Source organism: Bradyrhizobium sp. UFLA05-153 (assembly GCF_054185185.1).
In genome coordinates, this window is record NZ_JBBIAM010000076.1 from 32,398 (window position 1) to 47,417 (window position 15,020).

A 15,020-nucleotide genomic window follows, 5' to 3' on the forward strand; every position below is an offset into this window, starting at 1 on the left:
CGAGACAGTTGGACTTACGATTCTGTAGAAAATGCGTCTCAGTGGGAGGGGTCACCATGCGTGCCCGGGGTCTGCTGCGACTCGTTGCTCTATTTTGGGTCACCTGCGCTTGCGTGCTTCCGGTTCTTGCGGGGCCGAACGATCCTCCCGAAGCGGCAACGCCCGTCACGCCCGCATTCCCCGAATCAACCCCGTCCATCAAAGCCGGGCACGCCGCGGTTCCGAAGGCGACCGAGGCGACAGTGAGCAATACGGGAGCCTTGATCTACGCGATATCGTTCGAGGTGCCTCCAGGGCGAAACGGGGCGACGCCTGCTCCTTCGCTCACGTACTCGAGTTCGCGATCGAACGAACCCTCGGCCTTTGGTAGCGGCTGGAGGGCCGCGCTCTCCAGCATTGAACGCTCCATTCGCTATGGCACCCCACGCATACGTCGAAATGGCACGACGTATCAGTACGATGATTCCGACGCGCCGCACCCCACGTTCGAGCGAGACGGCGCCGAGATCCTGATAGACGATACCTCGCAAGGCGCTACATTCGTCATTACTTATCGGGACCGTATTGATCGTTCCGCGACGCGCTCGATCTATCACTCCGCCGCACCGAGCTTCTGGGAGGTGACCACCTCGGTCGGCACGACCTCGTACTACGGTGGCACACCGGATGGGGCTGTGGCTCGCGCCGTCGTTGAGGACGATCTGGGCGTACGGCAGTGGCTCCTCGTGCGAACCGTCGACCCCTTCGGCAACACCATCGACTATTCCTATCTCACCGGTCCGCCACGAACGGATCTGTCGCAACTGCAGCTCGCGCCGCTTCCCTACCGGATCGACTATGGCGCCAATCTCGTCACGGACTTGCCGCACCACGCGCGCGTCGAATTTACGTACACGCCCTGGATCAGCGCCAGTGCGCCCGCGCAATTTCTTCTCGATCACGCGCACGGCCACGTCTTCCTGGATCGTGTTCTTGCCCGAGTCGATGTGTCCTTGATGCGTCCGCAGGCGACGCCGGTCCGCAGCTATGTCTTCGACATCGAGCGATCGCCGTCGACGGGGCGTCCGTTGCTGATCTCGATGCACGAGGAAGCAGGTGGTCTCAGTGCGCCCGCGCAGCAATTCGAGTATTCGCGCAATGACGGCACGGCACCGACGCTCTGTACGTTCTGTTCGACGAATCACCTCGGATTTACACCTTCCGCAGAACTCTCGCGTGCGCCGGCGCGGTCCGTGTTTAGGTTGTTCGGCCCGGTGACTGGAGGTCCGCTGAAGGCGGTGCCGTGGGCCAATGTGTTCGTACCCCCCACGGACCCGGGCAGCGTGGAGCCCAAGTGGCCCGCCGAATTCAATGACATCAATCTGCTTCACCCCACTGAGCGCTTTTTCTCGCCGCCGGGCATTGCCAGTGCCTTTCAATTTCGGGATCTCGATGGGGACGGTACGACCGACATCCTCTATCACCCGACCTTCCTTGGCGGGACCGGCATCGAACAACCGTGGATGTCGTTTCTGCAGGGTCCCACGGGCGACCTGCGCACCAGCCTCTCCGCGCAATTTGCGGGGAAACCTGATCCGCTGAGTGCGCGCTCTGCCGCAACCGACTATGCCGACGTGGATGGCGACGGCGCGGTCGACCGGATACGCCTCATGCCCGGCTATCAAACGAGCGGCAGTCAGCCGCTCAGCAATCCCGCCTACGCGGGCCTATGCGCCTGGTGGTTTCAACACGCCGGGCGTTACACCGACCCCGTTCCGGATGAAATGCCCATCATCGTGGCGGGCTTCATCGTCGACCGCGCCGCAGCCTCGCTCGGCCTGCGGGGCGCCGCATGGTCCGCGGCACTCGGGCAGACCCTGCAGGGTCTGCTGCACGCCGGACATTCGCTGCCTCTCGATGGCGGCATCCCGAGTGGCTTTGCCAACTGCTATCACTGGAACGCCTCCAACCCTCTCAGTGATCCGGCCTTAAGCGGATACCTCGATAGCGGTAGCCCCTCCGGGCAGTTCGCCGGTCAACTGACGATCGAGCGCGGGCGGCTGCTCAATCCGGATGAGCCGCCCGCCATCGTCTCCTCCTACCTCCTGCGCTACCCGAACATCGGTTATCCGGATTTCTTCTTCAATGTGAAGCCGCAGAACCAGGGCAACATCATCACCGGGGCTCAGAGCACCCGTAGCGTCAACTCGACGCTCACGGATCTGGATGGCGATCATACGCCGGAATTCGTCGTGTTGAAGAGCCTGACGAGTCCGGATACTAATGAAACTTGGGGTCCCGGTGTCTGGCGCATACACGACTACCAGGCGACCCACGAGTTGGATGAAGCGACTACCGCAACCCGGTTCGTTTCAACGCTTGAGTCGATCATTTTCTCCAAGCGCCAGGTCGGGGGCTTCTCGATCGGCGATGAAATCGAGAAATGGCAGTGCCCCGGTTCACGCGGCCCCCTCCGCGGGCTTCCCCTGGTCACGGCGCTGCGCCGCGAGGCACTCCTCCGAATACAAAATCTCGACCTCCCGGTGGATCAGCGTCAGACCCTCGCGAAGTTCATCGATCAACTCGTCACCCCCCGCGCGCCAATTGACAAGTGGGTCGCTGATGCCGGCACCATCGGTGTCCCCGTGCAGCGCTTTCTGCCCGAGGTCGACTGGGTCTCTACGTTCCTCGATGTGAACGGCGATGGATTGCCGGACCTTGTGATCTCCAAGGGCGCGAGTTGCCACGATTCCAGCCGCTCCCTGGCAGGGTTTGATCTCGGTCCGCCGGATCACGCCCCTGGCTTTGACGTGTTCCTCAATCGGGGTGATCGCTTTGAGACGACTCCCGACTCCGGGCAGCCCTTCGCCCGCGGGCCCTTCGACATAGTGCGCAACTGGAATGCACAGGGCGCCAGCGGCAATCTCGCTCTCCTCGATAAGACGCGCTTCCCGTTCTCGACACTCGCCTTCACCGACCTCGACGGGGACGGCGTCATCGATGCGACACTGTCGGCGTTGGTTATCGTCCTGAATGGCGCCACTTCCCAATGGAAATTCGATGGCGCCGCGTGCGTCATCGGTGCGCCGGTCGCGCTCAATGCCGGCACCTTTGCGGCCGACCCCGGCAATGCCGGTTCGCTCGATGTTAGCGGCGCAGGCACGCAGAAGGTACTCATCAATTGCGCGTGGCGCGGAACGGGGACCGGCTGGACGCCCGCGCCTACGCTCGCTGCGCAGCTGCCTTCGGATGGCGGCATTCAGGGGGCGGTGATTGCCTGGGAACCGGGGAAAGGATTGTGCGAACCGGTGCCCATGCCCTGCGGCTCGTTCAATGAGAAGTGGACGCGCACCGATCTGCGACGCTTCGCCGACTTCGACAACGACGGCTTGGTCGATCTCATCACCGTGCGTGACGTGGGTCCGGGCCGACCCCCTCCGGAAGAGGATGCCACGCGCATTTATCGTAATACCGGTACCAAGCCCGATGTCTTGCAGGCCATCGACAACAGCATCGGTGCTCGTACCAGCATCCTGTTCGAGCCGGCAAAGCGTACGGAAGTCACGCGGGCACCGATGATTCCTTGGATCGTGCGCCGCATCGATCGCGACCCGCAGATTGATGGCTCCGATCAAATCACCGTGCAGACTACGAGCTACGCCTATACCGGCGCGCTCTACGACTATCATGAAGCTACATTCCTCGGGTTCAAGACGATCACCGAAACGCGCGTCCATCCCGAGGCGGATCACCCGGGAAGCGCGGCAAGCCCCGCCCTAGTCATTGAAAAAGATTATTTGCAGGCCGACGCCCCGGTCGGTGGCGTCACCAACGCGCGCAGCGGCGTGGTCCGCACCGAACGTCGGTACTCCTCGCCGGAGGGCCTCACCGAAAGCACGCAACAGACAACGGACTATGAAGTCGTCGCGGTCACTACACGCACCGGCGTGCGTCTCCGCAAGACGAAGGCCGAATCAACGACCTGCAAAGGCATGAATTGCCTCTCTAGCAGCGGGGCACGTCTGCAATCGACTTCGTCCTTTTCGGACTTCGATGACTTCGATCACCCGAGCTTGCAGACCCAGACCGGCATGCGCACCGGCTACAACGACGGCTTTGATGGCACTATCAGCATTGAGCACCGATGGATCTACCTCAACAATCTCGATGAGTGGATTCTCGGGCAGCCGCAGACTTATCAGCGCACGAGCGGAGGTCAAACGCTCGCGGACGAAAGCTACCAGTTCCTGCACAACAAGCTCAGCAAACGCACAGTGGCGCGCCTCAATGTGGATGCCGCTTGCTCGGTCGGTGCGACGAGTTTCGTCATCGAGGCCCGCTACAATCCAGACGGCACGCTGCTCGAGCTCAGCAACAACAACGACCAGATCGCCGGCGGCGCGCGGCCTCGACGCGGTTTCCTCTACGACGATGACACCCATCAGTACCTGAGGGCTCAAACCGACTACTACACCCGCGCCGGCCAGCCGGCGATGCTTACATCGGTGTACTCGTTCGACCGGCGCTTCGGCACCATCGAGACGATCACGGATCCAAACGGCAATAGCTCGAAACAATTGCGCGATGCCCTCGGGCGACCGAGCGTCGAGTTCGGCCCCGACGGCCAGATGCTGCGCCAGTACTCCTACAACTGGAGCATACGACCCGTCACGGCCACGACGACCGACGTGCCCGGCCGCGGTCAGCCCTCCATCACTACCGTCGAATTCATGGATGGTTTCGGTCGCTCGCGACAGGTGGAAACGCTCGCAGCCGGTGGTGCGTTCGTGTCGAAATGGCAGACCTATGACTCGACGGGGGGCGTTTTCGAAGAGGCCCCGCCATTCAAGGCGGCGACCGCAGGCTTTCTGTCCCGTACCGGATTTGCGTTTCCGCTAGGCCATCACACGAACGATGTTCGCGGCCGCACGGTCGTCACGAAGAGCGCGGATGGCCGCGTGACAGGATCCACCTTTTCCCCTGACGCGACAACAGCGGTCGACGCCCTCGGCACCCCCACGCGCACCTATCACGATGCTTTCGCGCGGGTCGTCGCCATCGAAGAATCATTTCGCGCTGCGGATACTACCGGCGGTTTTGTTCCCCAGAGTACTCAGTTTATCCTCGATGCGGATGCTCGCGTCCTCGCCATCATCGACGCTGACGGAGCCATTCGGCACTTCACGCACGACGAACGCGGCAATATCGTCACCGCCGAATCTGCTCACGGACCGAACGTCGCGAGTGTTCCGTATCGATTCTGCTTCGACGGTCGCGGCCAGCCCCTCCAATCGACCACGCCCGCCGGCATCAGGGTCTATGACAAGCGCGATGAGCTCGGTCGCCTTCTCTCGCGTCACTACGCCGCGCAAAGCAGCGACGATGAGACGCTGGAGTATGACAATCCGGCCGTGCCCAATGGGCTCGGTCATCTCACTCGCAGCACGAATGCACACGCGATCGTCGATCTGGGTTACGACCAACGGGGCAACATCACGCAACGAACAACGCGCACCACGCTCGGCGCGGACGCGAGCCCCTTTGCGGACGGTACCTATACCGAGAGCGCCGAATACGACGCACTCGACCGGATCATCGGGCAGAACTTGCCCCGCGATCCCGCTCAGATTCAGACACCCATGATCATGAACTACTTCTACGATGACGGGGGTCACCCACGCCAGGTGCACCTCGGCATGGCCGTCCTCGCTTCTGTGACCGACTACAGCGCGAGTGGCAAACCTCTCCACGTCGAACTGTCGAACGGACTCGCCGAGGTCTACCACTACGATCCGCTCAATGATCGATTGACTGCAAGCGAAGTCCGCCAGGGCACTTCCCCCGCTATCCTCTCGTATGCCTTGACCTACGATGACGATGATAATCCACGCGTCATCACGCGCTTCCTGGGGGCCGGCGTCGGCGCCACCGACACGCTGCAAAAAGTCTATGCGTTCGATTCACTCAACCGGCTGCAAAGCGCGACGTACTCGGGGCTGTCGCCCGCGCCGCAGAGCTTCGCGTACTCATACTCGCGAGCCGGCGCCATCCAATCAAAGGATGGCTTCACCTATTCATATCAGAGCGCGGATACGCAGGCGATCACTCAGCGCGCGGGAACTGCGCCTACGCCGACCGAGCACTATGCCTACGATGTCGATGGCAATCTGCGATCGGCCACACCCAGTCACGACGGCCAGAACTGGACGTTCGCGTGGGATGGCGCCGGCCGGCTCGCCGCGACCACCCGAAACCCCACCTCCGCCACGCCCTCCGTGACCTTGATTCGATACGGGCCGGAGGGCTCGCGCCTCGCCAAAATACGTAAGCGTTCCGGTACGACATCGGCAGATCTCTACATCGGCGCGCTCGAGCTGCGCGTCGAGGGAATCACTGGCCAACGCCGCGCGTATGAGGACATTTCGTTCGGTCCTGTTGCACTGCAGCTCGCGCTGAAGCCCGGCGCCAGCGGCTTGCTTGAAGCAGACCCCGCGGCCACTCGCTTCTATCACCGTGACTATCTCAGCTCGACCCTCATGGTCTCGAACCCGAGCGGCACAACGACACCTGTCAGCGGCGCGGCGGGCCGGCTCGACTATGGACCCTACGGAGAAACCCTGCTGGCAGAGGACGGCGTCGAGGCCATTCGCAAGCGCTACGGCAGCATGGAGCTGGACGCTGAAACCGACCTGACGTACTACCACGCGCGCTATGCGGACGCGCAGCTCGGTCGCTTCATCAGCCGCGACTCCGTCACTGTCACATCGCTCACTCCACCCCAGGTGGACCGCTACGCACTCGCGTTCGATAACCCCATCAAATTCGCGGACCCCAACGGCCACGATGCTGAAGATGTCGTCAATCGATTTAAGGAGCTTACGTACCGCATAACCGGTGTAGCCAACGCCTTCGTAAGTGATGCGTTCGGCGGTGCGGGTCGGATGCATTCGGATATCCCCAGCTACCAGGAGGGGCAGCAAGCGGGTGACGTCCTTGCTGTGGCCGCGTCAGGGTTTGAGCTCCGCCACGCTCCGGCGATCGCGACAACGCTCGCCGCGCCTCTGATCCCCGAGACCAGTGGAGGATCTCTGGCCGCGGTCGTGCCGATGACGGGTGTGGTAGCGGCCCACGCGGTCGTGATGGGGACCACGGCCGCCAAGAATTTGTTATTGTCAAAGGGAGGAGGCGGTGGCGGACGGCCGCGGTTCTCAAAGGAAACGGTCCGTCAGTCCGATGCCGAAGCGACAAACGCCAATGGTGACCTCATCTGCCGTTACTGTTCCCAAAAGATGACGAAGGAGCCCGGCAAACCCAACTCGCGCCACACCGATCACATTGATCCCGTTAAGCAAGGCGGCACCAATTCCCCGGACAACGCCGCGGCAGCGTGCCGGACCTGCAATTGCTGTAAAGGCGGCCGAACACCCGATGAGTGGGGCGAAGCCATGAGTCGGTAGCGTGGCGACGATGTCACACCACTCGGGGCAGTCTCGCCGGGCACTCTTGGTCGGGAGCAGCGCTTGGCTCGTCGCCACACCCGCGCCGCGACTGCTCGTCGCCGACGAGTCGACGAACTCCGGACTGTCGATGAGTGCCCCGCTCGCAGCGCTCGAGCGTGATGCGTTCGCGCCCTTGGCCAAACAACTCCCGGATCCCCTGAATCGCGCTCGCGTGCGCTTTGTCGCCGTGCGGCCGGCAGGACAGCGGTACGACGCGGCCGACCTCTTGAACCAGCTTGGCCGACGCGATCGCGGCGATGGCCTTGTCCTCGCTCTCACGGATGTCGATCTCGCCTATCCGGGCCGCACGTTTGTCTTCGGCACGGCCGATGCGGCTCGTCGACTTGCCGTTGTTTCGCTGTTCCGACTGCGTCCCGAGCCGCCCGACAATTTGTTGCTGCTGAGGCGCCTCGCGAAAGAGACGGCTCACGAGCTCGGCCACGCTTGCGGCCTCGGACACTGTGCCGATCCCGACTGCGTCATGCGTTTCTCCCGCGTCGCCGACGAGATCGACCAGAAGGGCTCGAGTTATTGCTCCGCGCATCGTGGGCTGCTGCAACACTCGTTATTCTAGAACTCTCGCCGGATCGCCTCCTTAAGCAGCAAGGTTTCTGAGAAGCGCGATGAGCTCGAAGCGAGGATCTCCCATACCTCCGGCTTCCGCAACGCCCCTTCGGCCATCGCACGATCCAGGGTCGCGAGGTGATGGCAGTATAGATAGCCGACCAGATCGGTCGCATGAGGTGGACGTCATGCTTGAAGAGATCGAAGCGGCAGTCTTCGTGCCGGTGCCATCAGGAGCGTGCGTGATCTGTTTGGAGCAAGGGTCGAAAAGAGGAAGAGTTTGCGCGTAAGCGAGATTGCCGAACAGGCGCTCGCGCTGCTGCAACATGAGTTGCAGGTTAGGTGCGGATCAGGACAGACCTTGTGCATGATCTTCCGGAAGTCGTGGCGACGCCGACTCACCTCCAACAAGTGATCCCGAATTCGATCAAGAACGCCATCGATGCGATGCAAGCGGTTCCAGCGGGTGCCAGAATTTTGCGAATAGCAACGCGATCGAAAGGCTCTTCCGCTGTCGTACTAACATTCCCGGAAAGGAACTGGAATTTCGAAGGAGAGCAAAGCCCGAATATTCGATCCGTTCTTTTCGACCAAGCCATCAGGCATGGGAATGGGACGAGGGCTCGCCATAAGCCGCACAATCATCGAGAATCCCGGAGGAGATTTGCGACTTACGGAGTCAAATGCTCATGAGTCAACTTTCGAAATGACTTTAGCGGTCAGTAGTCGGCGACTTGGCCCGCGGGAGCTTGGAACTGTGGCCAGTTAGGCCTGCTCGATCGATTGGATCAAGGAGCCCATCCGCAAATCGCACCATGACTCCATCGCGGCGCGGCACATTGCCTGGCTATCGTTGCCTGGCTATCGTTCTCGGGGGGTCTGCCACAGAGTAGACCCTCACTTCGGTCTTTAGCAGGCATTCTGAGCCGGCACGCCACCGTTGTCGAGCCCAGCGACGCTGGCGGTGACTAGGTCGAAACCTAACGCTTCATGATCGGATTGCTGTCGATCTCGCGCGCGCGGGCGCGATGGCATATGGTGACGTCAGGCGACAGCTCGCCGACCTCGTCGGCGGGCCAAGTCGAAGGCCGTGCCATGACAGAAACCGACAAAAGCCGGGACGATTGTTCAAGGAGGGCGTCAATGGCTGACCGCTTCCTCCGCGAAATCTGGGACATGCATGAGTTGCGGAAAGACGTCCGGTCCCTGCCACGGGCAAGGGCCGAGGAGTTCACGAAGAGGCTGGGCGATGATGCCGCGGACGATTGGGTGTTTCGGGCACGCGACGCGCAGCTGCCGCCGTCCGATCTTGAATGGTGCTGGCTTTTCCTTGGCGGCCGTGGCACCGGCAAGTCGCATTCGATGTCGGCGGCCGTGCACATGGCGGTGCGCGCCGGGATATCCCGTATTCATTTGATCGCGCCGACGACGGCGGATTTCCATGACGTGAACCTCGAAGGCCGAAGCGGCATTCTCGCGACCTGCGGCCGTGATCCGCGCCCGCGCTGGACCTCGTCGAAGCGGCGGCTGGAATGGCCGAATGGCGCAATGTGCGTGTTCTTCTCGGGCGAGGAACCGGACTCCCTGCGCGGTCCGCAATGCGAGATGTGTGTGATCGATGAGATCGCGCGTATGCGTTATCAGCAAGCTGTGTTCGACATGGCGATGATGGGCTTACGGCTTGGCGACAAGCCGCGCATGCTGATCGCCACCACACCGCGGACCACGCCGTTCATGAAGAAACTGGTTGCAATGGACGGCATCCGGATCACCAGCGGTTCGACTTACGACAATGCGGCGCATCTCGCGCCGGACTTCCTGAGAAAGATCCGCGAGATTTACGAAGGAACACGGCTTGGCCGCCAGGAGCTACATGGCGCAATGATCCTCGATCCGGTCAATGCGCTGTTCAAGGATGACTGGCTGATCCATGACGAGGTTCCGGAAGAGTCGATCGAGCAGGCGACCGTCGGCGTCGACCCGTCGGGAGGCGCGGATGAGGTTGGCATCGTCGTCTCCGCGCTGCTCAATGACGGCCGGTTCGCGGTGCTGGCCGACCGCTCAACGTCGGGAAGCCCGGCGCAATGGGGCGAAGCGGCGGTGAAGGCGCACGATGACTTCGATGGCGACGACATCGTCGTCGAAATTAATTTCGGCGGCGATATGGCGACGGAGGTGATCAAGCAAGCTGCCGAACGCATTCATGCGCGCGGCGAGCGCGGCACCAACATGATCCGGATTAAGGAAGTCTCGGCGTCGCGCGGCAAGGCGATGCGAGCCGAACCGATCTCGCTGCTTTATGAGAAAGGTCGCGTCCTGCATCGTCGCGGCCTCGACCAGTTGGAAAGCGAGATGATGGCCTTTAGCCGCGAGTGGGATCGTGCCGTAGACGGTTCGCCCAACCGCCTCGATGCCATGGTGTGGGGATTGACGCGACTGTCGAAAGTGATCACGCAGATCCCGATCGCATAGCCGAAGGGCCTATGCCGCGTAGAGTTCCCGAAGAGCGGAACTAGCTGGAGCCAGTGCATCGTTTTTGTACGGCTCACGCTGATGGAGGCCGCTGCGCCGCTCAACGCAATTCGACACAATGCATTCGGCAGTCGATCACGCGTTGGGCCTGGACGCGACAGCGGAAGGCATCTTTTGCCGAGCGAAGAGGCACCAAACTGGAGCTAGAGGACAATCGCAACACGGCTCCTCGAGAGGTCGCGGAACGAGCGCAGGTCCGAGCCGAAGGCGGACATGCCAGGATCCGAACCTCGCTCCTAAGTGCCTGCAACTAAAGAGCTTGGTCGCCACAACCAGCGGCTGACCCCACCATCGACCCCACCACCTTGGTGCAAGCCAGCACCGCCACGGCACACGCTCCTTGGCCTCATACAACCTTTGATCTGTGTGCCGGGGGTTGTTTTCTCGAACGTAAACAATCTGCTGGCGAGGCGTGGGGATCGGTTCCGCACTCGTTCTTCAAAAATCTTTTCTTCTAGTGCTAGCAAGTGACTTGTACTTGCTAGCAAGTCAGCTTAGTCTATTGCTTGCAAGTGAAAACGTTTACTTGCTTGCATCTCAGGGGAGCGAGCGATGAAACGAATAGTTAACGGGGTCACCTACAACACCGAGACGAGTCGAGTTCTGGCGCGGTCCATCTGGACCGATGCGGACGATAACAAAGTTACGAGCGAGCTTTTCCAGACCCGTGGCGGCGCATTTTTCATTGTCCACAGCTGGTCGGAGCAGGTCTGGAACGAGCGCATTCGGATCAACGAGACTCGCGACCAGTTCGAGTTCGAGCCGATGAGCGCCGAGCAGGCGCAAGCATGGATACTCGAGGGTGAGGTGGAGGTCGTCGACGACAGCCCTTTCGGCGATCCGCCGGAAGCCAAAGCTGAAACAGAACCCGGTTCGACCGTCTATGTTCGCGTTCCGTCTTCGCTGAAGCGGACCATCGACCAGGAGGCCGGCAAGGCCAAGCTCTCGACCAACGCCTGGGCGATGAAATGCATGGAGCGTTGTTTGAGTGACAGCGAGGAGGGCAAGAAGGCGATCAGCGCGGCGTTTCACTACGCCAGGGGTCTCGTGTGGGACGAACAATTTCAGGGGGCGGAGTTCGAGGCCAAGGATCTTCTCAATGCGCTCGATGACATTGGGGAATTGCTTCTGCAGGGAGCGAAGGCCTTATGGGGCACTGATGACTTCCGGAAGATATCCGGGGTCGAGCTGGACCGTGGATACGAGGAGGTGCGGCGTGAGTACTGGCCCCGGAAGTCCGAGATTGCGGACCGCAAGTGAAGCGCGGTTGGCCTGTCGAGATTGGTCGTCGAATGTCGAACGGCTCGCTCTCTGTGGGGAGCGGGCCGTTTCATTTTGTTTTCACCTTCAGCGCGATCTCGACCAGCCGGCGGATGGCTTCGGCGCGCAGCATCGCCTGCAGCGTGGTCACATCGTCGGGAAGAGAATCATCAGCGCCCATCGCCGACCAGAGAATCATAAAACGCGGTCTCTGTCCGAACCGCTGATCGCGCCATCGATTCAAATCCCAGCGATCAGCCCGCCGCCTGCGGTCGCCAGGTCTGTTGCGGCATCCGCCAGTCGATGCCCTCCAACAGGTAGCCAAGCTGGGCTGGGGTCGACGACGGCCACAGGAAGCGGCCGCGCTCCAGCCGCTTGGCGTAGAGCGACATGCCCAGTCCATCGTGCCAAAGGATCTTGATCAGCTTGCCGCTCTTGCCACGGAACACATAGAGGTCGCCGCCGTGCGGGTCTCGCTTGAAGGCTTCCTGCACCAGCAAAGCCAGCGAGTTCATGCCGCGACGCATATCGGTGTGGCCGGTCGCAATCCACACCCGCACGCCCGACGCAATGGGGATCACCGTAGCCGTCCATCCGCCAGCGCCGCCACGGCGGCCTTCAGCGTCGCCGCGTCGACCGTACCCGTGATCCGCATCCGAGCCCCGGCAGCAAACTCGATCTCAATCGACCCGCCGCTGCTGGCCGGCGCGACTGGACATGGCCTCGGCCCGGATTCTGCGACCACCATCGCCGGTACGAAGCCAGGTTGATGGGCGGCATCCTTCGGCTCAGGCCGAAACGACCGTCGCCATCGCAGCAGCAACGAGCGCGAAACGCCATACCGCCGAGCTGTCGCCGCAACTTGGCGCGGCGCCTGCAAGCTCTCCAGGACGATCTTGAGCTTCTCGTCCTCCGACCAGCGCCGCCGCCGGCCCGTGTCCACCACTTCAAGCCGCTCGACTTGGGCACTGCGCCTATCACTGTCCATAAGGACAGTTCTCAACAACACGCCTCATTCGGCAAGGCGGCCTTCACCGGACTTCACCGGCTTTCAATTACCCACAAATTCTCCTCCGACCATGGCGCCCAGCGCAATGTCGGTGAGGCGTGACAGCCCGCGCCACATGACGGTATTGCCGGGCGGCGGATCGCTGGCGCGGGCGAGATAACCGCCGAGCCGGGCGATCTTGATCAGATAGTGCGAGAGCGTTTTCTGTCTTGCTTTTGGTTTGTCGTTGACGAGGCGATCGAGCACGCCGATTTCAGTCGCAGTCAACGCGAGGGTTGGCGGCGCGTCTGGGGCGGAACGGTTGAGCATCGTCATCCAGAAGACCCGCCAACTCAGGATGCAAAACAGCGAGATCAGATTGGTCAGACGCTGGGCGGTCCTGAGCTTCGACTCCTCAGCTTTGCAACCCGATTTGAGGATCTTGTGGAACACCTCGATCTTCCATCTCAAAGCATACCATTCGAGCTTCTCAACGGCGTCGGCGCGGGAACCAACAGGCAGGTCGGTGATCAGCTTCCAATCGATCTTCTTTCTGTTTTTCGGCGTCCCGCGCTCTTCGGCATGGATCACCGTCAGGGTCAGAGCGGGATAGCGCTTCTGCTTTCCGATTGGTGGCAGGACGCGAATCTTGCGATACCTGATCTCAAGAACGGCCTGGTCGGGATCGCCGTTGCTATCTCTGACTTCGATGCGATGGAGCCCTTTGACGGCGACCTCGTCCATTTCGTCGGCGATCGTGTGATCCCCGTCTCCAGCCAAGCGGTCGACGCAGGTCCTGACCAGGAAATGAGTTCCGATCTCCTGTGCTGCGCAGAAAAGCTCGTAGATGTCACTCTCGCGATCACCAATATGGATGCATCGTCCCGGATGATCCAAGAGTTGTGTAGAATGCTTGAGATTTTCCAACCACCGGACGCTTTCCTTTTTCTCGATGGGAATCCGGGTCGGATTGATCTTCTTTTTAAGCGCTGCCGTCCCCTTGAATTTCTTCCGGGTCCAGAACTTGACGGCCGCCAAGCCTAGCGGCACCCCCTCGATTGTAACCGCGAGGCTCGAATGCATCAGGATGCCGCAAACCGTGTGCGATCTGAGGCGACCCGCCTTATCCCGTCCACTGTTTATGCTCTTGGTGATGCCGATCGCTTCTGACTTCTCGCGTTGATAGCTGAACTCGGTTGTATCGTGCAGCACAAGAACGAGACCTTCAGTGGCGGCGGCACGATCACGTGTCGATTGGAAATGGCCAGCCAGAATGTCCGCTTCGCTGACCCGGTCATTAGAGAAGAAGCGGTAGGCTGCCTTGGTATTCGCCCAATCCTGGCAGACGAGCGGAATGCTTTGTCCGCAAACAGCCTTTTGCCGATCGATCCCTTAATGTCAGCCCCATCGAGCACCCCCCCCCTCGCGAATCAGGTGCTCAGCAAGGAATCACAAGTGATTCTTTCGACTCAAGATTTCGCCGATCAGCGGATCAGTCCGGGTGGTCAAAGTTATGGGTAATTAAAGCTTCACCGGACGGATACAAAGATCGCAGAGAAGCGAGGCTAGATTTCGACCACGTTCGCCGGCCACGGCAGCCCTTTTATGATCTGGGGAGATCGCTCGACCTCTTCGGCTTTTATCTGCCGACGCCAGTGAGGACAGTTGTCGCCTTCTGCAAGACACTTGACGCAATCGCAACGTACCATCTCCTTACGTTCTGTCATTGTCGCTGTCCTTTCCCGTCTATCGCCATCTTCTCATCAATCCGCTTCTGCACCGCAATGTACTATTGCGCGTCTTCCCAGTCGCCGCACAGTCCCGGCCACGCTTCGCGCGCCAGCACTTGTCGAACAGGGAGATCGCGATTTCGCAGGCCTCGATACCGCGATGAATCTCATTCTTCTTCAGCGTGTAGTGTGTTCTAAGAGCAGAAGGCCCGCCGGAATCGTTGACGGGCCTTCTTGATCGATTATTTGCCGCCAGGCATCCGTTTCCTGTTCCTAGACCAGGATGTCGATGAGGGTCTTCCACCATGATACGAGCATCGACTGCTGATCAGTCGGCGGCTTCGCGAGCGAGAATAGCCGGTAGATGCTCCAGAGGATCGCCTGCTGCTCCTCACCCGCCGGTTTTTCAGTCAAGATGCCACAATCGAGAGGGCAATACCTGTCTCTTATACACATCTCCGAGCCCAC

Annotated in this window: 10 protein-coding genes; 5 read left to right on the forward strand and 5 right to left on the reverse strand. The window is 61.0% G+C overall.

The window, feature by feature from the left end:
• Positions 1-56 precede the first annotated feature (56 nt).
• From Q2941_RS33630 to Q2941_RS33650, 5 genes are all read left to right on the forward strand, one after another.
• Positions 57-7,436, forward strand: a complete 7,380-nt coding sequence (locus tag Q2941_RS33630; RefSeq protein WP_458195117.1) for a SpvB/TcaC N-terminal domain-containing protein — start codon at positions 57-59, stop codon at positions 7,434-7,436.
• A 130-nt stretch (positions 7,437-7,566) separates the two neighbouring features.
• Entirely contained in the window at positions 7,567-8,052 is a 486-nt protein-coding gene (locus Q2941_RS33635; protein WP_458195124.1) for a hypothetical protein, read from the forward strand.
• 534 nt (positions 8,053-8,586) lie between these two features.
• Positions 8,587-8,811 (forward strand): ATP-binding protein, encoded by a 225-nt coding sequence (locus Q2941_RS33640; protein ID WP_458195125.1) that lies wholly within the window; start codon positions 8,587-8,589, stop codon positions 8,809-8,811.
• Between the two features lie 374 nt (positions 8,812-9,185).
• Positions 9,186-10,514, forward strand: a complete 1,329-nt coding sequence (locus Q2941_RS33645; protein WP_458195118.1) for a terminase large subunit domain-containing protein — start codon at positions 9,186-9,188, stop codon at positions 10,512-10,514.
• Between the two features lie 612 nt (positions 10,515-11,126).
• Entirely contained in the window at positions 11,127-11,834 is a 708-nt protein-coding gene (locus Q2941_RS33650) for a hypothetical protein (RefSeq protein WP_458195119.1), read from the forward strand.
• Positions 11,835-11,904: 70 nt separating this feature from the next.
• On the opposite strand, the gene Q2941_RS33655 is transcribed toward Q2941_RS33650, so the two are convergent.
• The 5 genes from Q2941_RS33655 to Q2941_RS33675 form a co-directional block, all read right to left on the reverse strand.
• Positions 11,905-12,033, reverse strand: a complete 129-nt coding sequence (locus Q2941_RS33655) for a hypothetical protein (protein ID WP_458195120.1) — start codon at positions 12,031-12,033, stop codon at positions 11,905-11,907.
• A 55-nt stretch (positions 12,034-12,088) separates the two neighbouring features.
• Positions 12,089-12,415: an IS66 family insertion sequence element accessory protein TnpB gene (tnpB, locus tag Q2941_RS33660; protein ID WP_458195121.1), complete on the reverse strand. Its 327-nt coding sequence runs from the start codon at positions 12,413-12,415 to the stop codon at positions 12,089-12,091.
• Positions 12,412-12,822, reverse strand: coding sequence for an IS66-like element accessory protein TnpA (gene tnpA, locus Q2941_RS33665; RefSeq protein WP_458195122.1), 411 nt, complete (start codon positions 12,820-12,822; stop codon positions 12,412-12,414). Before tnpA ends, tnpB begins: the two co-directional genes overlap by 4 nt.
• Positions 12,823-12,885: 63 nt before the next feature.
• Positions 12,886-14,211, reverse strand: coding sequence for an IS4 family transposase (locus tag Q2941_RS33670; RefSeq protein ID WP_458195126.1), 1,326 nt, complete (start codon positions 14,209-14,211; stop codon positions 12,886-12,888).
• Between the two features lie 614 nt (positions 14,212-14,825).
• A complete protein-coding gene (locus tag Q2941_RS33675; protein ID WP_458195123.1) occupies positions 14,826-14,966 on the reverse strand; it encodes a hypothetical protein in 141 nt (46 codons plus the stop codon).
• Between the last annotated feature and the right edge of the window lie 54 nt (positions 14,967-15,020).